At 72.8% G+C, this 23,238-nt stretch carries 21 protein-coding genes; 12 read left to right on the top strand and 9 right to left on the bottom strand.

Going from position 1 to position 23,238, the window contains the following annotated elements:
• Position 1: 1 nt before the first annotated feature.
• Genes LWP59_RS28430 through LWP59_RS28415 form a run of 4 tightly spaced genes read left to right on the top strand, consistent with a single transcriptional unit; the run spans position 2 to position 7,735 of the window.
• Positions 2-3,409 (top strand): S8 family peptidase, encoded by a 3,408-nt coding sequence (locus LWP59_RS28430; protein WP_144638273.1) that lies wholly within the window; start codon positions 2-4, stop codon positions 3,407-3,409.
• Between the two features lie 53 nt (positions 3,410-3,462).
• Positions 3,463-5,391, top strand: a complete 1,929-nt coding sequence (locus LWP59_RS28425; RefSeq protein WP_144638275.1) for a S9 family peptidase — start codon at positions 3,463-3,465, stop codon at positions 5,389-5,391.
• Positions 5,392-5,434: 43 nt separating this feature from the next.
• Complete coding sequence (locus LWP59_RS28420; RefSeq protein ID WP_144638277.1) at positions 5,435-6,865, top strand: serine/threonine-protein kinase; 1,431 nt, start codon at positions 5,435-5,437, stop codon at positions 6,863-6,865.
• A gap of 33 nt (positions 6,866-6,898) precedes the next feature.
• Positions 6,899-7,735, top strand: coding sequence for an SDR family NAD(P)-dependent oxidoreductase (locus tag LWP59_RS28415; protein WP_144638279.1), 837 nt, complete (start codon positions 6,899-6,901; stop codon positions 7,733-7,735).
• A gap of 9 nt (positions 7,736-7,744) precedes the next feature.
• Here LWP59_RS28415 and LWP59_RS28410 read toward each other — a convergent pair whose 3' ends face one another.
• The 3 genes from LWP59_RS28410 to LWP59_RS28400 are packed head-to-tail and all read right to left on the bottom strand — an operon-like array spanning position 7,745 to position 10,813.
• On the bottom strand, positions 7,745-8,917 hold the full coding sequence (locus LWP59_RS28410; RefSeq protein WP_144638281.1) for an acyl-CoA dehydrogenase family protein: 1,173 nt from the start codon (positions 8,915-8,917) through the stop codon (positions 7,745-7,747).
• The gene (locus LWP59_RS28405) at positions 8,914-9,858 is read right to left on the bottom strand and encodes an alpha/beta fold hydrolase (protein WP_229857605.1); all 945 of its coding nucleotides are present in this window, start codon (positions 9,856-9,858) and stop codon (positions 8,914-8,916) included. The genes LWP59_RS28410 and LWP59_RS28405 overlap by 4 nt, the downstream gene beginning before the upstream one ends.
• 1 nt (position 9,859) lies before the next feature.
• Positions 9,860-10,813, bottom strand: coding sequence for a VOC family protein (locus tag LWP59_RS28400; protein WP_144638283.1), 954 nt, complete (start codon positions 10,811-10,813; stop codon positions 9,860-9,862).
• Positions 10,814-10,962: 149 nt separating this feature from the next.
• On the opposite strand from LWP59_RS28400, the gene LWP59_RS28395 reads away from it, so the two are divergent.
• On the top strand, positions 10,963-11,934 hold the full coding sequence (locus LWP59_RS28395; RefSeq protein ID WP_229857607.1) for an AraC-like ligand-binding domain-containing protein: 972 nt from the start codon (positions 10,963-10,965) through the stop codon (positions 11,932-11,934).
• Here LWP59_RS28395 and LWP59_RS28390 read toward each other — a convergent pair.
• Both LWP59_RS28390 and LWP59_RS28385 read right to left on the bottom strand, forming a co-directional pair.
• Positions 11,867-12,163, bottom strand: coding sequence for a hypothetical protein (locus LWP59_RS28390; protein ID WP_229857608.1), 297 nt, complete (start codon positions 12,161-12,163; stop codon positions 11,867-11,869). The genes LWP59_RS28395 and LWP59_RS28390 overlap by 68 nt on opposite strands.
• A complete protein-coding gene (locus tag LWP59_RS28385) occupies positions 12,160-12,723 on the bottom strand; it encodes an LLM class flavin-dependent oxidoreductase (RefSeq protein ID WP_229857609.1) in 564 nt (187 codons plus the stop codon). Before LWP59_RS28385 ends, LWP59_RS28390 begins: the two co-directional genes overlap by 4 nt.
• Positions 12,724-12,872: 149 nt before the next feature.
• Between LWP59_RS28385 and LWP59_RS28380 the strand changes: the two genes are divergently transcribed.
• The 4 genes from LWP59_RS28380 (at position 12,873) to LWP59_RS28365 (ending at position 16,151) form a co-directional block, all read left to right on the top strand.
• Entirely contained in the window at positions 12,873-13,349 is a 477-nt protein-coding gene (locus tag LWP59_RS28380; protein ID WP_144638288.1) for a molybdopterin-binding protein, read from the top strand.
• Between the two features lie 66 nt (positions 13,350-13,415).
• Complete coding sequence (locus tag LWP59_RS28375) at positions 13,416-14,420, top strand: alpha/beta hydrolase (protein WP_144638290.1); 1,005 nt, start codon at positions 13,416-13,418, stop codon at positions 14,418-14,420.
• A 109-nt stretch (positions 14,421-14,529) separates the two neighbouring features.
• A complete protein-coding gene (locus LWP59_RS28370) occupies positions 14,530-15,531 on the top strand; it encodes an NAD(P)/FAD-dependent oxidoreductase (protein ID WP_144638292.1) in 1,002 nt (333 codons plus the stop codon).
• Positions 15,528-16,151, top strand: a complete 624-nt coding sequence (locus tag LWP59_RS28365) for a class I SAM-dependent methyltransferase (RefSeq protein WP_144638294.1) — start codon at positions 15,528-15,530, stop codon at positions 16,149-16,151. The genes LWP59_RS28370 and LWP59_RS28365 overlap by 4 nt, the downstream gene beginning before the upstream one ends.
• Positions 16,152-16,384: 233 nt before the next feature.
• Here LWP59_RS28365 and LWP59_RS28360 read toward each other — a convergent pair whose 3' ends face one another.
• Entirely contained in the window at positions 16,385-16,960 is a 576-nt protein-coding gene (locus tag LWP59_RS28360; protein ID WP_222425528.1) for a DUF2231 domain-containing protein, read from the bottom strand.
• 67 nt (positions 16,961-17,027) lie between these two features.
• On the opposite strand from LWP59_RS28360, the gene LWP59_RS28355 reads away from it, so the two are divergent.
• On the top strand, positions 17,028-17,495 hold the full coding sequence (locus tag LWP59_RS28355) for a DnaJ family domain-containing protein (RefSeq protein WP_144638296.1): 468 nt from the start codon (positions 17,028-17,030) through the stop codon (positions 17,493-17,495).
• A gap of 6 nt (positions 17,496-17,501) precedes the next feature.
• On the opposite strand, the gene LWP59_RS28350 is transcribed toward LWP59_RS28355, so the two are convergent.
• Positions 17,502-17,774: an isoamylase early set domain-containing protein gene (locus LWP59_RS28350; RefSeq protein WP_308431716.1), complete on the bottom strand. Its 273-nt coding sequence runs from the start codon at positions 17,772-17,774 to the stop codon at positions 17,502-17,504.
• Between the two features lie 283 nt (positions 17,775-18,057).
• Here LWP59_RS28350 and LWP59_RS28345 point away from each other — a divergent pair, with 283 nt between their 5' ends.
• Positions 18,058-22,179, top strand: a complete 4,122-nt coding sequence (locus LWP59_RS28345; protein ID WP_144638300.1) for a SpoIIE family protein phosphatase — start codon at positions 18,058-18,060, stop codon at positions 22,177-22,179.
• On the top strand, positions 22,179-22,484 hold the full coding sequence (locus LWP59_RS28340; RefSeq protein ID WP_144638302.1) for an STAS domain-containing protein: 306 nt from the start codon (positions 22,179-22,181) through the stop codon (positions 22,482-22,484). Before LWP59_RS28345 ends, LWP59_RS28340 begins: the two co-directional genes overlap by 1 nt.
• On the opposite strand, the gene LWP59_RS40810 is transcribed toward LWP59_RS28340, so the two are convergent.
• Both LWP59_RS40810 and LWP59_RS40805 read right to left on the bottom strand, forming a co-directional pair.
• Complete coding sequence (locus LWP59_RS40810) at positions 22,468-22,947, bottom strand: hypothetical protein (RefSeq protein ID WP_308431717.1); 480 nt, start codon at positions 22,945-22,947, stop codon at positions 22,468-22,470. The genes LWP59_RS28340 and LWP59_RS40810 overlap by 17 nt on opposite strands.
• On the bottom strand, positions 22,893-23,237 hold the full coding sequence (locus tag LWP59_RS40805) for a methyltransferase domain-containing protein (RefSeq protein ID WP_308431718.1): 345 nt from the start codon (positions 23,235-23,237) through the stop codon (positions 22,893-22,895). The genes LWP59_RS40810 and LWP59_RS40805 overlap by 55 nt, the downstream gene beginning before the upstream one ends.
• Between the last annotated feature and the right edge of the window lies 1 nt (position 23,238).

The raw sequence follows: 23,238 nt of genomic DNA, 5'->3' as shown, positions 1-23,238 counted from the left end.
CATGCGGCGTTCCTCGAGACCGTTGCGCGCGTTCGCCTTGGCGGCGGCGGGCGGTCTGGTGCTGGCCGGCACCACACAGTTGACCACGACCGCGGTGGCGACGGCCGCCGACTCCGCGCAGGAGTCGGTGATCGTCGTGCTCGCCGACCAGATCGCCGACGCGCCGCCGACCAAGGCGGCGTCCGGCACCAGGCGTGACCGCACGACGGCCGCGCAGGACGCGGTGCTGAACAAGCTCACCGGCGCCAACCCGAGCAAGATCGAGCACTTCTCGCTGGGAAACGCTTTCTCGGCCACGGTCACCGCCGCACAGGCGACGCAGCTCGCGCAGGACCCGGCCGTCGCGTCGGTGCTGCCGGACAGCAAGGTCACCCTGCCCGAGTCGGCGACGAAGCCGGCGGAAGGCGCCGCCCCCAAGGTGAACGCGCCGGCCGCCGCGCAGGCGCCGAACGCGATCTGCCCCACCGACCCGGCGAAGCCGTTGCTGGAGCCCGAGGCGCTGACCTCGATCCACGCCGCGAGCACCGACGGTTCGAAGAGCGCGGCCGACCTGGCCGACGGCTCGGGCGTGAAGGTCGCGTTCCTCGCCGACAACATGGACCCGAACTACCCCGACTTCATCCGTCCCGACGGCTCGAAGGTCTTCGCCGACTACCAGGACTTCTCCGGTGACGGCCCGAACACCACCGACTCCGGCGCCGAGGCCTTCGGCGACGCGTCGTCGATCGCGGCACAGGGTGTCGTCGTGCACGACCTGTCGAAGTTCGTCAACGAGAACCACCCGCTCCCGCCGGGCTGCAACATCGTCGTCAAGGGCGTAGCGCCGGGCGCGAGCCTGGTGGGGCTCAACGTGTTCGGCTCGACCGCGACGAACTCCGCGATCCTGCAGGCGATCGACTACGCGGTGACCGTCGACCACGTCGACGTGCTCAACGAGTCGCTCGGCCTGAACCAGTACCCGGACGCCAGCTCGCGCGAGCTGTTCCAGGTGTTCAACGACCAGGCGGTCGCCGCGGGCGTCACCGTCACCGCGTCCAGCGGCGACGCGGGCATCACCTCGACCATCGGCAGCCCTGCCACCGACCCGCTGGTGATCTCCACCGGCGCGACCACGGACAACCGGCTGTACGCGCAGACGACATACGCGGCTTTCCCGTTCTCCAACGGGAAATGGGTCAACGACAACATCTCCGCGCTGTCGTCCTCGGGCATCACCCAGAACGGCCGCACGATCGACCTGGTCGCACCCGGTGAGGGCAACTGGGCCGACTGCGCCCCGGCCTACGCCGAATGCCGCAACTTCCAGACCGTCCCGCAGCCGACCGACCTCGAGTCCTTCGGTGGCACCAGCGAGTCGGCCCCGCTGACCGCCGGTGTGGCGGCACTGGTGATCCAGGCCTACCGCGGCACGCACAAGGGCGCCTCGCCCACGCCGGCGCAGATCAAGCAGCTCATCACCGGCACCACCCGCGACCTCGGCCTGCCGGCCGACGAGCAGGGCTCGGGCCTGCTCGACGCCCGTGCGGCCGTCGAGGCGGCGCTGACCGCGCCGGGCTCGAGCGGGGCGCCTGCCGGTGTCTCGTCGAACATCGCGCTGTCCACCGACCAGCTCACCCTGGAAGGCGCACCGGGCAGCACGCAGACGGCGAGCGTGCAGGTCACCAACGTGGGGAACAAGCCGCTGACCGTTTCGGCGGGCACCCGGACGTTCGCACCGCTGTCCTCGCAGACGCAGACGACCGCGTTCGACTCGACCACGCTGCCGACGTTCCCGTACTACAACGGCACGAACTGGGCGTACAAGAAGGTCACGTTCAGCGTGCCTGCCGGGGCGCAGCGCCTGCTGACGAGGATGGCCTGGCAGGGCAGCCCGAAGACGGTCAACGGCACGTCGGTCACCCCGGTCGTGCGGCTGACGCTGCTCGGGCCGGACGGCACGTTCGTCGCGAACAGCCGCCCGCAGGGTGGCGCGGCGACGGCGAACTACGCCAATGTGGACGTTCGCCAGCCCGCCGCAGGCACCTGGACCGCGGTGCTGTACTCGGCGGCCGGTCCCTCCGGCTACACCGGGAACATCCAGCTGGCGGCCGACACCCAGCGCGCCGTGCCCTACGGCCAGGTGACCCCGCCGGTGCTCACGCTGGCGCCGGGACAGTCCAAGCCCGTGAAGATCGCGCTGCAGACCCCGGCCTCGGGCGGGGACGCGGACTACTCGGTGACCTTCGGCAGCTCCGACGGGCACCAGACCACGCTGTCGGCGATCCTGCGCGCGCTGATCCCCACGAAGAACGGCAGCGGGCAGTTCGGCGGCACGATCACGGGCGGCAACGCGCGGGCGGTGTCGCCGGCGCAGACGTTCAGCTACGAGTTCGACGTGCCCAAGGGCAAGAAGGACCTCGACGTCGCGGTGAACCTGCAGGACCCGGGCACCATCATGGACGGGGTGCTGGTCGACCCGAACGGCGAGCTGGCCGACGTCAACAGCAACGTGTACCTCGCGACGCAGACGAGCGTCTCGCAGGGCAAGGGGCTGCAGCTGCTCGACGCGAACCCGTTGCCGGGCCGCTGGCACCTGGTGCTCGTGGTGCAGAACCCGGTCACCGGCAAGCAGCTCGAGCAGCCGTTCACCGGCACGGTGGGCTTCGACCAGGTCGCGGTGTCGGCGAAGGGCCTGCCCTCGGGCGGGAAGCTGCCGGCCGGCAAGCCCGTGACCGTGCCGGTCACCGTGCACAACCCGGGTGTGGAGCCGATCGCGATCGGCGTGGACCCGCGCACGAACGGGAACCAGACGCTGCAACCGGTTCCGCTGCAGGGTTCGACGGAGGTCACGCTGCCCGAGGTCAGCAGTGACGCGCCGGTCTACGTGGTGCCGCCGGACACCGGCAAGCTGACGGTGGCCACCTCCTCGACCGTGCCGGCACAGGTGGAGCTGCAGGGCTCGGCCGCGGGCATCGACGTGTTCGGTGACCTGAAGAAGGCGCAGTCGGGCAGCACCGTCTCGGTCGCGACGATCGGGGAGAAGAAGGGGTACGTCAGCAAGGGCATCTGGTTCGCCGACGTGCAGGAGCTCGGCCCGTTCGGCCCGGCGGGCGCGCCCGCCGGGCACGCGAGCTACACGGCGTCGATGGTGACGGCGGGCTTCGACCAGTCGGTGACGTCGTCCACCGGCGACCCGTTCGACCAGGCGGTCGACCCGGCGGGGACGGGCGGCACCCCGCTGATCGTCGCGCCGGGGCAGACGGTGACGGTGAACGTGACCATCACCCCGGGCGGCCCGCGCAACAGCACCGTGTCCGGTCACCTGAACCTGGTGACCGTGCCGACGCTGCCGACCGGCGTGACCGGTCTGCCGCAGGTGGGCACGGGCGAGGTCATCGCCACGCTGCCGTACTCGTACAAGATCGGCTGATCGGCCGGGACCACCTCCGGGGCGACCCGGAGGTGGTCCCGTAGCGTGGTTCCGTGCTGATCTCCGCGTTCGGGTCCTGGTCCACCCCTGTCACCGCCGAGCTGGTCATCACGGCCGCGGTCGGCATTTCCGACGTCCGGGCCGACGGGGCCGCGGTCGTGTGGTCCGAACGCAGGCCCGCCGAGGGCGGCCGCTGCCAGCTGGTCCGCTGCGGGCCCGACGGCACGCTCACCGAGCTGCTGCCCGACGGCTTCGACGCGCGGACCTCCGTGCACGAGTACGGCGGCGGCGACTGGTGGCTGCGCGACGGCGTGATCTGGTTCGCCAACTGGGCCGACCAGCGGCTGTACCGGCTGGAGTCCGGGGTGGCCGAGCCGCTGACCCCGGAGCCCGCGGTGGCCCGTGGCGACCGGTTCGCCGACGGCGACCTGAGCGCGGACGGGACTTTCCTCGTGGCGGTGCGGGAACGGCACTCGGGTTCGGAGGTGCGCAACGAGGTCGTGCGCCTCGCCGCGAGCGGCCCCGGCGAGCCGGAGGTGCTCGTCACCGGACCGGATTTCGTCGCCGCGCCAAGGCTTTCCGCCGACGACGCCAGACTGGCGTGGATCTCCTGGAACCACCCGTCGATGCCCTGGGACGACACCGTCCTGACCGTGCGGGAGCTCGCCACCGGCGAGGAGACCGTCGTCGCGGGCGGGCCGGGTGAGTCGGTCTCGCAACCGCAGTGGCAGCCCGGCGGAAGCCTGTACTTCCTCTCCGACCGCACCGGCTGGTGGAACCTCTACCGCTGGTCGCCGGGCGGCGGCGTAGAGCCGGTGATCGTGCTCGACGCCGAGATCGGGGTGCCGGGCTGGCAGCTGGGCACCCAGCGCTACGTGCCGCTGCCGGACGGGCGGGTCGTGTTCGCCCGCTGGTCGGACGGGTACGACAGGCTCGCGATCGCCGCGCCCGGCGATGCCGTGACCCCGCTGGACCTCCCGTTCTCGGCGGTCGCCGCGCTCCGGCCCGCGGGCGGCGAGGTGGTGCTGATCGCCGGCACGCCGACCGAGGAGCCGGGCGTGTACCGGGTGTCGGCCGACGGTGCGGTGCGGACGATCCGGGCGCCCCGCCGGACGGGACTGGACCCGGCGTACGTGTCGGTGCCGGAGGCGATCTCGTTCCCCTCGGGCGACCGGACCGCGCACGCGTTGTTCTACCCGCCCGCGAACCCGGAGTTCGCGGGACCCGAAGGCACCCGGCCGCCGCTGATCGTGATGATCCACGGCGGCCCCACCGCGAGCGCGGTGCCTGTGCTCTCGCTCGGCGTGCAGTTCTGGACCAGCCGCGGGTTCGCGGTGGTGGACGTCAACTACGGCGGCTCCGCCGGTTTCGGCCGCGCCTACCGCGAGCAGCTGCTGGGCGAGTGGGGCGTGGTCGACGTGGCCGACTGCCTCGCCGCCGCGCGGTGGCTGGCCGCGCAGGGCCGCGCGGACGGCGGGAAACTGCTGATCCGCGGCGGTTCCGCCGGTGGCTACACGACTTTGGCCGCGCTGGCGCGGCCGGACACTCCGTTCGCGGCGGGCACCGACATGTTCGGCATCGCGGACCTGGAGGTGCTGGCGGCGGACACGCACAAGTTCGAGAGCCGCTACCTGGACCGGCTGATCGGGCCGTACCCGCAGGCGCGCGAGGTCTACGTGGCGCGGTCGCCGATCCATCGCGCCGCCGAGTTCGGGCGGCCATTGCTGGTGCTGCAGGGCGCGGACGACCCGGTGGTGCCGCCGAACCAGTCCGAGCTGATCGTCGACGCGTTGCGGTCGCGGCAGTTGCCCGTGGCGTACCTGCTGTTCGAGGGTGAGCAGCACGGGTTCCGGCGCGCGGAGAACATCCGGCGCGCGCTGGAGGCCGAACTGAGCTTCTACAGCCAGATCCTCGGCTTCGAGCTGCCCGCCGGGGAAGGCATCGAACCGGTCGAGGTGGAGAACCTGCGCTCGTCCCGCTGATCGTCGCCCTGCGCGCCCATCCGGCTACCCTTAACCTGATTGAGTGACTACCGCGCGGTCAGCCGCCGTGGGCGAACTCATCGCAGGCCGGTACCGGCTGTTGCAGGAGCTCGGCGCGGGCGCCATGGGCTCGGTCTGGCGCGCCTTCGACGAGCGGCTGGAACGCCGCGTTGCCGTGAAACGGGTTCTGCCGTCCGTCGGTACCCAGCTCGACAGCGACGTGCGCGATCGTGTCCTGCGGGAGGGCCGCATCGCCGCGCGGTTGCAGCATCCGCACGCGGTCGCGGTGTTCGACGTCGTCGAGGACGGCGGGCTGCCCGTGCTGGTGATGGAGTACCTGCCGTCGACAAGCCTCGCCGAGGTGCTGCTCGAACGCGGTCCGCTGCCCGTCGGGGAGGTCGCCGCGATCGGCGCGCAGATCGCCGCCGCGCTGGCCGCCGCGCACGCCGCGGGCGTCGTGCACCGGGACATCAAGCCCGGCAACATCCTGCTCGCCGAGGACGGCGCGAAGATCACCGACTTCGGTATCGCGCACGCGGCCGGGGACGCCACGATCACCGCCACCGGGGTCGTCGCGGGCACGCCCGCGTATCTGCCACCGGAGACCGTGCACGGGCGCCGCCCGGTGCCCAAGTCCGACGTCTACTCGCTCGGCGCGACCCTCTACACCGCGGTCGAGGGGGTCACGCCGTTCGGCCGCGACCTGGAAAACCCTTACGCCGTCCTGTATCGCATCGCCGCCGGGGAGATGCGGCCGCCGTCGCAAGCGGGACCGCTCACGCCGGTGCTGACCGCGATGCTGGCCCGCACCCCGGCCGACCGGCCGAGCGCGGAGGAGGCGTGCGATGCGTTGCGCGCCATCGTGGACTGTCGCGCCTTCCCCCTCACCGCACGGCTTCCCCGGCCACGGCACCGGCTGCTCGCGAGCATCGCGGCCGGCCTCGCCGCCCTGGCCGTGCTCGCCTACGTCCTCGTGGACAAACCGGCCGTCGGCACGCCCCCGTCGCCGCCACCGGCCGTCGTCGCGAGCGCGCCTTCCGCGGCACAGCTGGAAAAGGCCGTGGCGGACTACTACGCACTGCTGCCCGCCCGGCCCGGCGACGCCTGGCAACGGCTTTCCGCGGCGGGGCAGGCCCAGGGCGCGGACGCCTACCGGCAGTACTGGGCGACAGTCACGCGGCTGGCCGTCACCACCGCGCCCCGGGCCGAGGGCGGCACGGTCACCGCCGGGCTCACCCTCACCCTGACCGACGGCTCCACCGTCCGCGAGACCCACCGGATCGTCCTCGACGGCCTCCTGCTCGGCGCCGACACGCTCGTCACGAGCGAGCGCACCGCCGCTGCCGCCGCGCCGGTCACCGTCACCGAGGTCCGGGCGGCGCCCGCACCGCACCCGGTCGAAGCCGCTCCACCGCCCGCTGAGAAGGTTGAGCACGGCAAGAAGGGCGGCAAGGGCAAGGGCCGGAACGGTTAGTTTGGCCCCGCCCGGAGCGGGAACAGGGGCAGCATGGGTTTCGATGTGCACGTCGCCGGAGCGACGGCGGTGGTCACGGGCGCTTCGTCGGGGATCGGCGCCGAGTACGCGCGCAGGCTGGCCGAGCTGGGCTGGAACCTGACGCTGGTCGCGCGGCGCGGCCAGCGGCTGGAGGCGCTGGCCGAGCAGTTGCGCGAGTCGGCGGGCGTCGCCGTCGAGACCCTTTCGGCGGACCTGGCCCATGACGTGGACCTGGCTCGCGTCGCGGAGCGCGTCGGGCGGGACGACGTCGCGCTCCTGGTCAACAACGCCGGCATCAACGGGTACGGCCCCTTCGACGAGACCGACCCCGAGCTGCTGCAACGCGTGCTGAGCGTCAACGTGACCGCGCCGACCGTTCTCGCGCGGGCCGCACTCCCGGGCATGCGGGCCCGCGGGCGCGGCGCGATCGTGAACGTCGCGTCGCTGCTCGCGTTCGCCGGCAGCATGGCGCCCGGCCCGCTGCCACAGCGCGTGACGTACGCGGGGACGAAGGGCTATCTGGTGACCTTCACCAGGACCCTGGCGGCGGAGCTCGGGCCGGACACGGACGTGACCGTCCAGGTGCTGTGCCCCGGCCTGACAGCGACGGAGTTCCATTTCACGACCGGGCTGGAGTCCGTCGCGGCCGAGGCGGAGCAGCGGGGCGAGCACGGTATGCCGGCGGAGGACGTCGTGCTGGCGTCGGTGTCGGCGCTCGGCACCGGGGAGGTCGTGTGCGTCCCCGGCCTCGACGACCCGGCCACGCTGGAGCAGTTGACCGCGGCCGAGCACGCCATCCGCTCCGGCTCCGACCCGGCGAAGGCGGCGTCCCGCTACCGCGGCGCGTGACGCGGGCCCTCAGCCCCGCAGCTCCAAGAACACCCACCGCGCCTCCGGCGCCAGCCCCGCCAGCCACTTGCCGCAGTTCTGCAGCACCACGGGGCCTGACGTGACGTGCTGCGTGCCGGCGTGCAGGTCGCGGAAGAACCGTTGCAGGTCCCCGCGGCGCAGCGCCGCCGTGCCGGCCCACTTGTAGACCGTCTGCCCGATCGCGTGCACCGACCACGTGGTGTTGTTGAGCATCAGGCGGGTCAGCGTCTCCTGCTCCGTCGACAGCAGCTCGCCGCGGCCGAGGGTCTCCTCGTTGTCCGCCCACACCTCCCTCGCCCACGCGGCCGCCGCCCGCAGCTTCGCCTCCGCCTGGGCGTACTCGGCGTAGAACTGCCCGGTGTCGACGGTCGCGCCCGGGGTACCGGTCTTCTTCGCCACCAGCACCTTCAGCTCGTCGAGCAGCCGGTGCCCGACGCCCAGCGCCCAGCCGGTGTGGCAGACCCCGGCCATGTTGGCCAGCCCCATCCGGTAGATCGCGCCGCCGTTGCGTGCGTCCATTGTGGACACCACGTAGACGTGCGACTCCGGCACGAACAGGTCCTCGCAGTGGTAGTCGATGCTGCTGGTCGCCCGAAGGCCCATCACGTCCCAGTTGTCGACCAGCGTCGCCTGTTCTTTCGGCAACGTGAACACCAGCGCCTCGCCGGTCTCCTCGCAGAACGCCGCGGTGTGGATGTGGCTCGACATCGCGATGCCCGAAGCGAAGCTCCACTGCCCGCTGATCCGGTAACCGCCTTTGGTGCGCACCGCCTTGCCCAGCCGCGTGCCCTGCCCCGCCATCGTCGCGTACCGGTCGTGCTCGACGTCGGGGAACAGGTCGGCGACGGCCTCCGGCCCGAGGTAAGCCGCGGTGGTGCCGGTGACCATCTGCACGGCCATGAACGACCAGCCGGCGGAGGCGTCGGCGTAGGTGATCTTGGCGATCGTCTCCACGACCTGGCGCGGCGAGAACTCGTAGCCGCCCAGCTCCCGCGGGATGCCGACCTTGAGCGCGCCGCTGTCGCGCAGTGCCTGGGCGACCTCGTCGGTGAGCCGGCCCAGCTCCTCGCCCTTCTCGGCGTGCTCCTTCAGCAGCGGGGTGATGTCCTCCAGTCGCGCGATGACGGCGTCGAACTGGTCGCTGACGTGCAGTTCGCTCATGGGATCTCCTTGTCGTGCGTGAGGATCCAGTCGATGACGGGCTTGACCGTCTCGTCGGAGTCGGTTTCGAAGATCAGGCCGTGGCCGTTGCCGGTGATCCCGTGGTCGGGCAGGTGCAGGTGCTCGGCCCGCGCGCCGGCGGTGGTCAGGAACTCGACCACCTGCGGCGCGAACCCGGTGAACGGCGAGGCGCCGCCGCTGACCACCGCGACCGGTTTGCCCGCCAGCGCGGGAATCTTCCGGCCCACGGCGTCCTCCGGAGTCCGGGCGGGCGGGTCGTAGGTGATCTCGGCACTCGTCAGTCCCCAGGTCAGCGCGCCCAGCCCGGGGAAGTCCGCGAAGGCGGGACCGATCGGCTCGATCGCGGCGATGGCCGTGACCAGCCGCGGCCGCGCGTCGGCGGCGAGCCAGCCGACCGGGCCGCCCGCGGAGTGCGTGACCAGCACCGCGCTGCCGATCACGTCGAGCAGGCGGCCCAGCCGGTCGGCGTCCATCCGCTGGGACTCGGCGAGGTCCGCCGGCAGCGGTCCCATCGGCGCGACCAGCTGGTCGGCGTCCCACTCGGTGTTCCCGGCGAAGAGCGCTTCGGCCGCTTCGTAGGGAAAAGGCGGGCCCATCGGGCCGACGACGTCGGGGTGATAGGGCGAGCGTCCGTGCCCGCAGCGGTCGACGACGTACACCGCGAAGCCCGCCTCGACGAACCTGGTCGCCCAGCCCGGCCTGCCGTCCGGCGTGCCGGTCCAGTCGGTGCCCTGCCCGCCGCCGCCGTGCACCAGCACGAGCGGATGCGGATGGCTGACCTCCGGTGGCGCCTCCCACTGCACGAACATCGGGGCCCGCTGCACCGTGCCGCCCGCGGTCGTCACGCGTTCGCCCGGTACCCAGAACTGCCCGCGCCGCACGGTGATCTCGTGCCCGGCGCTCAGATGTGGCGCGGCCATCTCAGATCTCGATCGGCTCGAGCCGCGAGAAGATCTCCTCGCGCCGGTGCTCGAACTGTTCGGGCAGCTGGAACCTGGTACCCAGCTCCTTCGGCGACTCGTCACAGGTCCAGCCGCCTTCGGCGTGCGTGACGGCCAGCTCGAACAGGGCGCCGCCGGGCGTGCGCACGTAGACGCTCTTGAAGTACTTGCGGTCCTTCAGCTCGGAGATGTCGGTGTAGCCGCGGCCCTCGATCTCGAACTTGACCTCGTCCTGGTTGCCGAGGTTGGCGACGTTCCAGGCGAAGTGGTGGTAGGTGCCCGCGCCGTAGCTCCAGGTGCCCTGGTCGTCGGTGCGGTTGACCGTCAGCTCGAGGTGGTTGCCGTACTTCTGGTTGCCGATCTGCAGCACGGCGACATCGCCTTCTTCGCTCAGCCTGCCCTGGGAGAAGAACGACTCGGTGGCGAACTCGACCATCCGCTCCGGCGTCGCCACGTGCACGCCCACGCCGTGCAGGCCGTGGATCGCGTGCTCCTGCGGCACCCCGAACCCCGGATGGCCGACCCGCTCGTCGCCGCTGTTGCCGACGAAGGCGTACTCGATCCCCGACGGGTGCCGGAAGGCCAGCCGCCGCTGCCCGAACCGTTCGACGTTCCGCACCTCGACGTCGTGCTCGGTCAGCCGCTGGTGCCAGTAGTTCATCGACTCGTGCGGGATCGACAGCAGCACCTCGCGGGCCTGGTTGGTACCGCGCTTGCCGAAGAACCCGGCCTGCGCCCAGGGAAACGTCGTCACGACGCTGGAGGGATCGCCGCCCGCGTTGGAGTAGTACAGGTGGTAGATCGGCAGCGCGCCGTCGAACAGCACGGTGCGCTTGATGAAGCGCAGGCCCAGGATCTTGACGTGGAAGTCCACGTCCTCCTGCGCCCCGGCCACGGACAGTGTCACGTGATGTGAGCCTTCGACGTATGCCATGCCTTGCCTCCACGGTGCGGATCGCGTCGGTTCGAACGCTAAGCGCGCCGCGCGCCGCGGACATCTCACGAGAGCGCAGGAGATTGTCGGATCCGCGCACGACCGGGTAGCGTGTCCTGATCGCCCGGCTGCGAGCGGTGGAGATGACGATGACGTCGCTGACCGACCAGTTCGCCGCCGCCGACCTGGTTCCCCAGGGTGGCGGCGACAAGGTGGCGTTCGGTTCGTGGACCGACGCCGTGCGCCGCAGCGTGCTCAGCTTCCAGTTCGACTGCGACCGGCCGCGCGCCTTCGCCGGCACGATCAGCAACCGCACCCTCGGCGGGGTCAACTTCGTCAACATGGCCTGCGAGCGGCACGCCGCGTACCGCGACCGCGCCACGATCTCCCCGGCGGACGCGGGTTTCTACGTGATGACCCTGCAGCTCTCCGGCGAGCTGCGGCTGGCCCAGGACGGCCGGGTCGCGGTGCTCAAGCCCGGCCTGTTCGCGATCTACGACTCCTCCGAGCCCGCCGCGCTCACCGCGAGCGACGGCTACCGCTCCACGTGCATCCGGTTTCCCAAGGCATGGCTGGGCCCGCGGCAGCCGGCCGGGATGACGGCGCGCGCGTTCGAGTGCGAGCCGGGCCTGCCCGCGGCGGTGTGGGGAATGCTGATCAGCCTGAACCGGAACCTGGAGTTCCTCGGCGGGCACGGGCGCACGGCGGTGCGCAATGTGATGGACCTGGTGACGACGATGCTGCGGACCGAGCTGGGGGAGCGCCCGCCGGAGCACCGGGAGCTGCTACTGGAGGAGATCGTCGCCTACATCGAGGAGAACCTGGGCGACGCGGAGCTCGACCCGGCCCGGATCGCGGCGACGCACTACATCTCGCCGCGGCAGCTGCACGTGTTGTTCGAGCGCGGCGAGTCGACGGTGTCGGCGTGGATCCGCGGGCGACGGCTGGAGTGCTGCCGCCGCGACCTCGCGGACCCGGCGATGGCGGAGGTGCCGGTCGCCGCGATCGCGCGGCGCTGGGGGTTCCGCGGGGTGTCGCACTTCGGTCAGGTGTTCAAGAAGGAGACGGGCCTGACGCCCGCGCAGTACCGGCGCGGCGCGCGAGCTCACCTGCCGCGCTGATCGCGTCCTCCTCGGGTTCTCCAGGCAGTGGCAGCAGGATCACCGGCTCGCTGCCCGCCGCGTGCAGTGCGCGGACCTGTCCGGCGCAGTCGTCGAGCGTGCCGGCGATGCTCAGCTTCGCGATCCACTCGGGCGGGATGTCGTCCTCGCGGTCGCTGTCGATCAGCTCGGCCCCGAAGGGCAGCGGCCGCAGGTGCGGCCCGGCACCGGGGCCGAGTGCCGCGGTCACGTCCTTGCGGGCGCGTTCGACGGCTCGCCCGGGATCGTCCCGTCGGCGTGCTTTCCGCCGACGGCAAGGGATTTCAGGCCGCGCACCCCGGCGTACACCGGCGGGACGACGGCGGGCGGGAACTCCAGCACGAGGTCGTCGAGCCGCACGTGGCGCCCGGTCGTGGACACGCGCTCGCCCGCGAGCAGGCGCCGTACCGCGCTCAGGGTCTCTTCGAGCGCGGCGAGCGGCGAGGCCGGGTACGCGCCGATCTGCTTCATCCAGGCCGGCACGCCGTGCCCGAAGCCGGCGATCAGCCGGCCCGGATGCAGCTCGGCGAGCGCGGCCAGCTCCATCGCGGCGATGGCCGGGTTGCGGGCGACGGTGGGCAGGACCCCGATGCCAAGGGTGATCGACTCGGTCGCGGCGAGGACGGTCGCGGCGGTCGCGATCCCGCCCGCGTAGAAGCAGTCCTCGACGACCCACACCTCGTCGAGCCCGGCCCGTTCCGCGCGCCGGGCGAGATCGATCAGCCGGCCGACGGGCAGCTCACGGGAAATCCGGCCACCGAGGCGCGACATGGGGCGAAGTTAACAGGCAGGCATCTCGGCGACACGAGTTCGCCTTCCGCTCCTGCGGATGAAACCGGGGATCTGATCCCGATCAGCGGGTCGGATAGCGCCCGAACGGCGTATTTGCGGATGGTTACTGCCCGTTCTACCGTCGATCCATGGTGTTGTCACCCCTCGCCCCGGCCCAGCGCGCCGCGCTGGGCCGGCGGCAGGTGCTCATCACCGGTGACGTCGTCGCCGAAGGGGTGCTCGACACGGCCGACCTCGACGCCCGCGCGGCCGCCGAGCAGGAGGTGCGGTACGTGACACGGCGCCGGTGTGAGGTGCACCGGGTCCGCGGTGTGCCGCTGTACGAGGTGCTCGCCGAGATCCCGCCCCGGCTCGACCAGCGGCACAAGATGGGCCAGCTCAACGTCGTGGTGCTCGCGTTGTCCGAGGACGGGTTCCAGGTCGTGCTGTCGCTCGCCGAGATCGACCCGGAGTTCGGCGCGTGCGCCGCCTTGCTGGCCACCCGCTACAACGGTGCCGTGCTCGATCGGCCCACGCTGGTGATGCCGTGCGACGGGCGCGCTTCGCGGTACGTGCGGGGCCTGTGCCGCCTGTGCGTGGTCACGGTCGCGCCCTCGGCGGGGTGAGGGCCGCTCTCCCTGCAGAATGGCGGAGGACGGCCATGGTCTGATGGCCCGGACCCAGGGAGAACGATGACGAGCACTGTCCCCGGCGCCGATCAGGTGGGCCCGCCCCCGCCGTTCGATCCCGAGCTCGCCGCCGCACTGGCCGAGCTGCGCCAGCGGATGCCCGCGAGCTTCACCGCCGACATGATCCCGGTGCTGCGCGCGGGTTCGCGGGAGCAGCGGCTCGAGCTGGCCGACCTGCGGATGGACGGCCGGTTCGAGGTCGAGGAGCGCGCGGTGCCCGGGCCGGCCGGCGCCCCGGACGTCACGCTGCTGATCTGCCGCCCGGTCGCCGCGGCGGCGCCGGGCGGGGTGCTCTACTTCATCCACGGCGGCGGCATGATCATGGGTGATCACCGTGGTCGCAACACGGGTGAGGCGGCCACCTGGGCCGCGGAGCTCGGCCTGGGAATGGTGTCGGTGGACTACCGGCTCGCACCCGAGAACCCTTATCCGGCACCGGTCGAGGACTGCTACGCCGGTCTGCTGTGGACGGTCGGGCACGCGGCCGAACTCGGCTTCGACCCCGGCCGCGTCGTGATCGCCGGCGTCAGCGCGGGCGGCGGGCTCGCCGCGGCGACGGCGCTGCTGGCCCGTGACCGGGGCGGCCCCGCCCTGGCGGGCCAGATGTTGTTGTGCCCCATGCTCGACGACCGCAACGACAGTGTTTCCGCCCGGCAGATGGCGGGCCTCGGGATCTGGGACCAGGGCTCGAACGCGCTCGGCTGGACCGCGCTGCTCGGCGACGCGCGGGGCGGCCCGGGCGTCTCGCCGTACGCCGCGCCCGCGCGGGCCGGGGACCTGTCCGGCCTGCCGCCTGCCTACCTCGACGTCGGCTCGGCGGAGACCTTCCGCGACGAGACGATCGACTACGCGACCCGGATCTGGCGGGCAGGTGGGCAGGCGGAGCTGCACGTGTGGCCCGGCGGCTTCCACGGCTTCGACGGGTTCGCGCCGCAGACCTCGCTGTCGCAGACCGCGAAGACCCCGCGCGTGCCCTGGCTGCGGCGGCTGCTCGCGACGGCAGGCTGACCGAACGGCCATCCCCGGTTTTTGCGGAACTGGCAACTTCATTTGTCAGAAGCGCCGGAACTGCGGATAGTCGGCGGGGACAGGCGGACTACCGGGGAAAGGCACAACGGTGAACGAGAGATACGACGTGATCGTCGTCGGCGGGGGCGCGGCGGGGCTCGCCGGCGCATTGGCCCTCGTGCGGGCACGGCGGTCGGTCCTGGTGATCGACGCGGGCTCGCCGCGCAACGCGCCCGCCGGGCACGTGCACAACTATCTGGGCCGCGAGGGCACCCCGCCGCGCGAGCTGGTCTCAGCGGGGCGGGCGGAGGTCACGGGGTACGGCGGCGAGTTCGCGGACGGCTCGGTGACCGCGGCCGAGCCGGTGGCCGGCGGCGGGTTCCGGGTGACGCTGGCGGACGGGCGCGCGGTGCTCGCGCGGCGGCTGCTGGTGACCACCGGTCTGGTCGACGAGCTGCCGGACGTGCCCGGCGTCGCCGGGCACTGGGGGCAGGAGGTGCTGCACTGCCCGTACTGCCACGGCTGGGAGGTGCGCGACCAGGCCATCGGCATCCTCGGCAAGGGCCCGATGTCGGTGCACCAGGCCCTGCTGTGGCGGCAGTGGAGCGACGACGTGATCCTGTTCCGGCACACCGGGCCCGAGCCCTCGGCGACCGAGCGGGCGCAGTTGCGGGCGCGCGGGATCCGGGTCGTGGACGGCGAGGTGGCCGCGTTCGAGCGGGGCGGCGTCCGGCTGCGTGCCGGCGAGGTCGTGCCACGGGACGCCTTCGTGGTGACGCCGACCTTCACCGCCCGCGCCGACGTCCTGGTGTCGCTCGGACTGGAGACCACCGAGCTGGAGATCGGCGGCCAGGTCGCGGGTACCTACGTGCCCGCGGACCCGACCGGCGCGACCGCGGTGCCCGGCGTCTGGGTCGCGGGCAACGTCGCCAACCTCATGGCGCAGGTGATCGTGTCGGCGGGCAGCGGGCTGACCGCCGGGGCGGCGATCAACGCCGATCTGGTGCAGGAGGACCTCCGCGACGCCATGGCAGGCGAGTTCAGCGCGGCGGCCGAGCGCGAGGTGTCCGAGCTGGTGCTCGGCGAGCGCAGGCACGGGGTGCGGGCATGAGGTTCGACGAGGAGTCCTGGGAGGAGCGGTACCGGGAGCGCCCGGAACTGTGGAGCGGGCAGCCGAACGCGCAGCTCGTCGCCGAGGTGTCGGACCTGACGCCTGGCACCGCGCTCGACGCCGGATGTGGCGAGGGCGGGGACGCGTTGTGGCTCGCCGAGCGCGGCTGGGAGGTCACGGGCGCCGACATCGCCACGACTGCGCTGGAGCGCGCGGCGAGGCATGCCGAGGCCGTGGGCCTGAAGGTCGACTGGGTGCACGCCGACCTGGCGATCTGGACGCCGCCGGCGCGGTTCGACCTGGTGACGTCCCATTTCCTGCACGTGCCGGGCGAGGCGCGGGACGCGGTGTTCGCGCGGCTGGCCGGAGCGGTCGCGCCCGGGGGGACGCTGCTCGTCGTCGGACACCACGAGTCCGACCTGCACGCGGGCGTGCACCGGCCGGACGTGCCCGGCATGTTCTTCACCGGGGAGGAGCTCGCGGCCGACCTCGGCGACGGCTGGCGGATCGGGTTCGCCGGGACGAGACCGCGCCGGACGCGCGACGCGGAGGGCCGGGAGGTCACGATCCGGGACGCGATCCTGCGGGCGGTCCGGGAAAGTTCCCCGGTTCGCGAGTAGCTGGGCGGGAAGTACGGGGCCACCTTCCGGCCCGGAGTTCAGGAGTACCGATGGCCTCGTCCGTGAACGCCCGCACCGCGGCCGGCGCCCGCTCCGTCTGGTCGGGTGGGCGTCGCGGCGTCCGGCCGGCCGGCTGGTGTTCCCGCCGGTCGCGGCGCACGCCGTGCTGGCCAAGGTCCGCTACCTCGAGGGACCGTCCTTCGAGCGGGGTACGCGGCGGCCGGGCGCCGCTTCTACCGCGCGTGCTCCCAGCCCGCGGCCGCCGGGTCGGTGACCGGGGGCCGCCGCTGGAACGGCAACGCCTCCCAGCGGCGGACGCCCGCGCCCTGGGAGTAGGACAGGTGCCCGCCGAGCGCGCCGCCCACGCCGACGGCGAGCAGGCCGCTCATGCCCCAGGCCCGGTTCGCGCCCTGGCTCTTCGACAGCCACGCGGCGAGGAAGCAACCCGCGGACACGGCGTTCGCGGCCGCGTGCAGCGCGCCGACCCGCCGCTGCTCGACGTCGAGACCCGAGTAGTCCGCGAGCCCGAACAGGACCGTCGGCGGCACCGCCACGAGCCCGATCGCCTGCAGCCGCCGGGCGGCCTTCGGCTGCGAGAACACGAGGTCGAACACCGCCGAGCTGACCCAGGCGCCGATCGGCATCGTGACCAGGATGGGATGCACCGGATGGCCCAGCCACGAGCCGCGCAGCGCGCCGTCGACGGCGGGGTTGCGCAGCGCCTTGCGCAGGACGCGGGCGACGGCGCCCGCCGGACGGTCGAGCGCCCGCACCTGCTCGGCGGACCGCAGCAGTCGATGGAGGTTCATCGCCTGGAAGTACCCGCGTCCGCGCGCGGCGAATCCACTCGACGGGGCGAGCGGGCACACTGGAGCCATGGCCGAACGCAAGCCGCCCTGGGTGAGCTTCGAGTCGTGGGTCGACAAGCAGATCCGCCAGGCACAGGAGCGCGGCGCCTTCGACAACCTGCCCGGAGCCGGGAAACCGTTGCCGGGGCTGAACAAGCCCTACGACGAGATGTGGTGGATCAGGGAGAAGCTCCGGCGCGAGGGGCTCTCGGCCGACGTGCTGCTGCCCGAACCGGTCAAGCTGCGCAAGGAGATCGACCGGCTGCCCGAGACGGTCCGCGCGCTGCCGACCGAGCGCCTGGTGCGGGACGCGGTGCGCGAGCTGAACCGGCGCATCGCGGCGTGGCTGCGGGCGCCGTCCGGGCCGCGGGTGCACGTCGCGCCCGTCGACGCCGACGAGGTCGTGGCCCGCTGGCGTGAGTCCCGCCGGCGCTCGGCCGCGGAGCCCGAGGCGCCGCCGCGGGAACAGCCGCGGCGGCGCTGGTGGCGGCGCTGACGGGCTTCAGATCGCCAGGCGGCCGTTACCGCGGTCGTCGCGGTCGGCGATGGCCGGGTCGTCGCTCCAGCGACCCCCGTCGCTGAGGTAGCGGAACGACACGACGCTGCCCGTGGGCAGCGTGATCGACGCCGACTTCCGGCCGTTGGAGCGGCCACGCAGCACGTGGCTGCCCGGGGTCCAGTCGTTGAAGCAGCCGACGACGCTCGTCGGGCCGGGCACCTGGTCCCGCTCCAGCGAGAAGGTCACCCGGACCTTGCCGAACGGCAGTTTCTTCATGGTGATCATGCGGCAGGGCTTTCTGTTTCGAGGGCACGGCGGGTGCGGGGCGGACGTCCTCGGCCTCCCGGAGCGCCAAACCCTACTGCGCTCGCTCCCGCCAGGACAGTTGCCTGCGGGGATCCGCCCCCGATCGGTCCTCCCCGCGGCGCTTCTCCGGCGCGCTCGCTGCGTGTGGTCCCGCAGAAGGTCACTCCACCGGGTGGCCGCGGTGAACCCGGTCCGCCCGGCCTCGACCGGGTAATCTCGGGAACCCTGGCCGCGGCGGCGGAAGGAGGAGCGGATGAGTGGTGAGCTCGAAACGTTTTTCCCTGGCGCCGGCCAGATGGCGGCCCGGATGCGCGAGTTCGGCTGGGCCGTGTCCCCGCTCGGCGAACCGGCGCGCTGGCCGGCGAGCCTGCGCACCGCGGTCCGCATCTGCCTGACCTCCCGCTTCCCCATGATCATCTGGTGGGGCGAACAGCTGCGGTTCCTCTACAACGACGCCTACCTGCCACTGCTGGGCACCAAGCACCCCGCGCTGGACAAGCCGGGCGAGCAGGTGTGGACCGAGATCTGGCACATCATCGGCCCGATGCTGCGCGGCGTGATGGCGACCGGCGCGGCCACCTGGTCCGAGGACCTCCTGCTGCCGATGAACCGGCACGGCTACTGGGAGGAGACCTACTGGACCTACTCCTACAGCCCGCTGCACGACGACGACGGCCAGGTGCGCGCCGTGTTCACCGCGGTCAGCGACACGACGGAACGGGTGATCGGCGAACGCCGGCTGGCCGAGCTGCGCGAGCTGAGCGCGCAGGCCGGGATCGCCCGCACCACGGGCGAAGCGTGCGCGCTGGTGGCGGACGTGCTCAAGGGCTCGGGCGCGGACGTGCCGTACGCGGCGATGTACCTCTGCCGGGACGGCACCGGGGCGCTGGAGCTCGCGGCGACGACAACCGAAGGCGGCGCGCCCGAGCCACTGCCGGACGGTCCCGGTGGCTGGCCGCTGCACGCCGTGCTCGAGGACGGCGAGCCGCGGGTCGTGCCGGACGTCGCGGCCCGGTACGGCGAGTTGCCCGCCGGCGGCTGGACCACCGCGCCCGCGCAGGCGATGGTGCTGCCGCTGCAGGGCGAGACCGGCGCCGACACCGTCGGCGTGATCGTGCTCGCCGCCAGTTCGGGCCGCCTGCTCGACGACTCGTACCGGACGTTCTTCGACCTCGTCGCGCAGCAGACCAGCGCCCTGGTCAACAGCGCCGCCGCCTACCGGGACCAGCAGCGCCGCGCCGAGGAGCTCGCCGCCCTCGACGAGGCCAAGACGACGTTCTTCTCCAACATCAGCCACGAGTTCCGCACCCCGCTGACCCTGATCCTCGGTCCCGCCGCCGAGCTGCGCGAGGAGATCACCGACGAGCGGCTGCGCGAAGAGGTCGAGGTCATCCACCGCAACGGGCTGCGGCTGGGCAAGCTGGTGAACAATCTGCTCGACTTCTCCCGCATCGAGGCCGGCCGCATGCAGGCGCGCTACGAGCCGGTGGACCTCCCGGTGTTCACCGCCGAGCTGGCCAGCCTGTTCCGGGCGGCGGTGGAGAAGGCGGGCCTGGAGTTCGACGTCGACTGTCCGCCGCTGCCCCGGCAGGCGTTCGTCGACCGCGGGATGTGGGAGAAGGTCGTCCTCAACCTGCTGTCCAACGCGGTCAAGTACACCTTCGACGGCACCATCAGGGTGACAGTGGGCGGAAACGACGGCCACGCCGTGGTCACGGTGGCCGACACCGGCATCGGCATCGGGGAAAGCGAGATGCCCCGGCTGTTCGAGCGCTTCCACCGCATCCCGTCGGCGCGGGCGCGGTCCAACGAGGGCAGCGGGATCGGGCTGGCGCTGGTGCGGGAGCTGGTGCACCTGCACGGCGGCACGATCGACGCCGAGAGCACCCCGGACGTCGGCACGACGTTCACCGTCCGGCTGCCGCTGGGGTCGGCGCACCTGCCCGCACAGCACGTGGTGAACCACCCGACGGCTGCCGGGGTGGCGTCGGAGTCGGCCGAACCGTTCGTGCAGGAAGCGTTGCGGTGGCTGCCCGTGGACGCGCCGGAGGTGTCCGGCGCGAGCACCGGCGCCGAGCGGGCACCGGCGCCTTCCGGCGAACCGCACGCACGCGTGCTCATCGCCGACGACAACGCCGACATGCGCGACTACCTGCTCCGCCTGCTGCGGCCGCGCTACGAGGTGGCGGCCGTCGGCGACGGCCTCGCCGCGCTCGCGGCCGCGCGGGCCACGCCGCCGGACCTCATCGTGAGCGACGTGATGATGCCGGGGCTCGACGGGTTGCAGCTGCTCTCGGCGTTGCGCGGCGACGCGCGGACCGCGGGGGTGCCGGTGCTGCTGCTGTCGGCGCGCGCCGGGCAGGAGGCCGCGATCGAAGGCCTCGCCGCCGGTGCCGACGACTACCTGGTCAAGCCGTTCTCCGCGCGCGAGCTGCTCGCACGCGTGCGAGCCACGGTGGAGCTGGCGCGGGTGCGCGGCCAGCACATCCGCTGGCGTGCGGCGATGATCGACTCGCTGCAGGAGGGCTTCTTCGTCAGCGACAGCACGGGCGCGATCGTCGAGGTGAACGCCGCGTTCGCCGACCTGCTCGGCTTCGGGCCGGAGGGGCTGCCCTACGAGCCGGACCACCCGTGGTGGCCCGACCCCCAGGCCGATCCGGCCGCGTACGCGGAGGTCCGCAAGGCTTTCGGCGAGTCGTTGTCGGAGCCCTCGGGCAGCTTCGTGCTGCCGTTCCGGCATCGCGACGGACACCGGGTGTGGGCGGCGCTGAACTACAACGCGCTGAACGACGACCAGTCCCGCCGGATGCTGGTGGCCACGATCCGCGACGTCACCGCCGAGCGCTACACCGTCCTGCGGGAAAGCGCTCTCGCGGCGCTGGGCCAGCGGCTCGCGCGGGCCGCGGGTGAGCCGGAGGTGGTGCAGCACGCCCTGGAGTTCCTCAAGGAGCTGTGGGACGCGCGCCGGGTCCTCGCCGTCACCTGGCGCAATGCGGACGAGCCCGCGCTGGCCTCGACCAGTGCCGCGGACTCCACGTGGCAGGACCTGCCGAAGGCGCTGCGCCAGGCGATCGAGGGGTTGCGCGTGCTGCCGCCCCTGCACGCCGGAACCTCCGACGCCGCAACGGGAACCCCGGGTGCGGGGACCACTGTGGACCATCCCGACGGGCAGCTGGCGATCTGGGTCGAGCCCGATCCGGCGCGCCCGCTCGGCACCGAGGACGAGACGCTGCTGGTGCTGTTGTGCGGCACGCTCGCGCAGGCGCTGCGCCGCGCGCACGTGGCCGACCAGCAACGCGACGTGGCGCTGGCGTTGCAACGCTCGGTGCTTGGGCCCGCCGAGCTGCCGCCGGGGTTCGCCGTCCGGTACGAGCCGGCCACGCCGCCGCTGGAGGTCGGCGGCGACTGGTACGACGTGGTGCCGCTGCCGGGCGGGCGGACCGGCATCGTGGTCGGCGACTGCGTCGGGCGCGGGCTGGCGGCGGCCGCCGTGATGGGGCAGCTGCGCAGCGCGTGCCGGGCGCTGTTGCTGGAGGCGAGCAGCCCGCGGCACACGTTGAGCGCGCTCGACCGGTTCGCCGGCCAGCTGCCGGGCGCCGCGTGCACCACGGTGTTCTGCGGGGTGCTCGACGCGGGCGCGGGCACGCTCACCTACAGCAGCGCGGGTCATCCGCCGGGCATCCTCGTCGACGCCGGGGGCGGTATCGGCTGCCTTGACGAGGCGGGCGGGGTGCCGCTCGCGGTCGGCAGCCGCGCCACCCGGCCCGAGACCACGGTCGCCGTCCCGGCCGGTTCGGTGCTGCTGCTCTACACCGACGGTCTGGTCGAACGGCGGCGGCAGCCGCTCGACACCGGGATCGACCGCGCGGCGGAGGTCGCCAAGCAGGGGCGGGCGGCGGACCTGGAGGAGCTGGCGTCGAACCTGATGACGCGCCTGCAACCGGAGAGCGGCTACGACGACGACGTCGCGCTGCTGGTGTACCGCAGGCCGCGGGCGTCGTTCGAGCGGTCGTTCCCGGCCGAGCCGGGGAGCCTGGCCGTGATCCGGGCGGCGCTGCGGGAGTGGTTCGAGCCGCTGGGGCTGTCGCGGAACCTGGCCCAGGACGTGCTCGTCGCGGTGGGGGAGGCGTGCACGAACTCGATCGAGCACGCGTACCCGGGCGCCGAGGACGCCGAGGTGGGGCTGAGCGCGGACCACACCGGCGGCTCGCTGACGGTCGTCGTGCGCGACAGCGGCACCTGGCGGATCCCCCCGCCGGACAACCACGTGCTGCGCGGGCGGGGGCTGGACATGATGCGCGCGCTGGCGGAAACGGTCACCATCGACACCTCCGGCGCGGGGACGACCGTAACGATGCAGTGGAGGACCACCTGATGCCGACGCCCTTCACCACGTCGCTGCGCGAAGCCCCCGAGGGCGGGCGGGTGCTCGTGCTCACCGGGGAGATCGACATGAGCAACGTCGAGCGGTTCCGCTCGGCGCTGGAAGCGACCCTGCGCGGCACCGCCTCGGCGACGATCGACCTGACGAAGGTGGAGTACCTGGACAGCTCGGGACTGACGAGCCTGTTCGGCTGCACGGCGGACAACGAGCTGCGGATCGTCGCGTCGTCCCTGCTGGCCCGCGTGCTGCGGGTCTCGGGCCTGACCGAGGTCGCAACGGTCACGATCGTGGACTGACCACGGGGCCGGGCCTGCTGCTCGCCTCGGGCTTCTCCCACACCGAGACGTGCTGCCGGCTCTCGCTCGTGAACGGCGTGCGCTGCCAGTCCTCGTACCGGTGCCGCAGGCGCAGGCCCGCGAGCCGCGCCATCAGGTCCAGCTCCGCGGGCCACACGTACCGGAACGGCATCGACTTCGTCCGCAGCCGGCCGCCTTCGACCGTGAAGTGGTGCGAGATCAGCCCCTGCGTCGCCACGTCGTACTCGTCGAAGCCCAGCCTCGTCGGGCTGACGGCGAACGGCCGGACGGACTCACCCGGCGGCAGCCGCCGCAGTTCCGGCACGCCGACCTCGACGACGAACGTGCCGCCGGGTTCGAGATGCCGCGCGGCGTTCACGAAGCACGCCACCTGGTCGTCCTGCGTGGTCAGGTTGCCGATCGTGTTGAACACCAGGTACACCAGGCCGAACGTGCCCGCCACCCGCTGGTGCGCGAAATCCCCTGGGTCGCCCCGATCCGCGCGGCTCCCGGTTTCGCCCGCAGCCGGGCGAGCATCGCCGGGGACAGGTCGATGCCGTGCACCGCGACGCCGGCCTCGCTCAGCGGGAGCGCGACCCGGCCCGTACCGATCCCCAGCTCCAGCGCGGCGCCCCCGTCCGCCAGCGCGGCGAGGAAACCCACCGTCGCCTCGATGACCGGCGGTGCGAACAGCTCGCCCACCGCCTGGTCGTAGCCGTCCGCCACGTCCTCGCCGAAATGGTCCTCCCGCATG

This window comes from Amycolatopsis acidiphila, assembly GCF_021391495.1.
In the GTDB taxonomy this organism is placed as follows: Bacteria; Actinomycetota; Actinomycetes; order Mycobacteriales; family Pseudonocardiaceae; genus Amycolatopsis_E; species Amycolatopsis_E acidiphila.
The sequence above is the reverse complement of the archived record's forward strand: the minus strand, read 5'-3'. Positions and strand labels throughout refer to the sequence as shown.

Bases quoted from the DNA above. Each gene is read 5' to 3' on its own strand.
- LWP59_RS28380 (WP_144638288.1), top strand. From the start codon at position 12,873: ATGGTGTTGTCACCCCTCGCCCCGGCCCAGCGCGCCGCGCTGGGCCGG.
- LWP59_RS28395 (WP_229857607.1), top strand. From the start codon at position 10,963: ATGACGTCGCTGACCGACCAGTTCGCCGCCGCCGACCTGGTTCCCCAG.
- LWP59_RS28410 (WP_144638281.1), bottom strand. From the start codon at position 8,917: ATGAGCGAACTGCACGTCAGCGACCAGTTCGACGCCGTCATCGCGCGA.
- LWP59_RS28345 (WP_144638300.1), top strand. From the start codon at position 18,058: ATGAGTGGTGAGCTCGAAACGTTTTTCCCTGGCGCCGGCCAGATGGCG.
- LWP59_RS28430 (WP_144638273.1), top strand. From the start codon at position 2: ATGCGGCGTTCCTCGAGACCGTTGCGCGCGTTCGCCTTGGCGGCGGCG.
- LWP59_RS28365 (WP_144638294.1), top strand. From the start codon at position 15,528: ATGAGGTTCGACGAGGAGTCCTGGGAGGAGCGGTACCGGGAGCGCCCG.
- LWP59_RS28405 (WP_229857605.1), bottom strand. From the start codon at position 9,858: ATGGCCGCGCCACATCTGAGCGCCGGGCACGAGATCACCGTGCGGCGC.
- LWP59_RS40805 (WP_308431718.1), bottom strand. From the start codon at position 23,237: ATGCGGGAGGACCATTTCGGCGAGGACGTGGCGGACGGCTACGACCAG.
- LWP59_RS28355 (WP_144638296.1), top strand. From the start codon at position 17,028: ATGGCCGAACGCAAGCCGCCCTGGGTGAGCTTCGAGTCGTGGGTCGAC.
- LWP59_RS28400 (WP_144638283.1), bottom strand. From the start codon at position 10,813: ATGGCATACGTCGAAGGCTCACATCACGTGACACTGTCCGTGGCCGGG.
- LWP59_RS28375 (WP_144638290.1), top strand. From the start codon at position 13,416: ATGACGAGCACTGTCCCCGGCGCCGATCAGGTGGGCCCGCCCCCGCCG.
- LWP59_RS28385 (WP_229857609.1), bottom strand. From the start codon at position 12,723: ATGTCGCGCCTCGGTGGCCGGATTTCCCGTGAGCTGCCCGTCGGCCGG.
- LWP59_RS28340 (WP_144638302.1), top strand. From the start codon at position 22,179: ATGCCGACGCCCTTCACCACGTCGCTGCGCGAAGCCCCCGAGGGCGGG.
- LWP59_RS28415 (WP_144638279.1), top strand. From the start codon at position 6,899: ATGGGTTTCGATGTGCACGTCGCCGGAGCGACGGCGGTGGTCACGGGC.
- LWP59_RS28360 (WP_222425528.1), bottom strand. From the start codon at position 16,960: ATGAACCTCCATCGACTGCTGCGGTCCGCCGAGCAGGTGCGGGCGCTC.
- LWP59_RS28350 (WP_308431716.1), bottom strand. From the start codon at position 17,774: ATGAAGAAACTGCCGTTCGGCAAGGTCCGGGTGACCTTCTCGCTGGAG.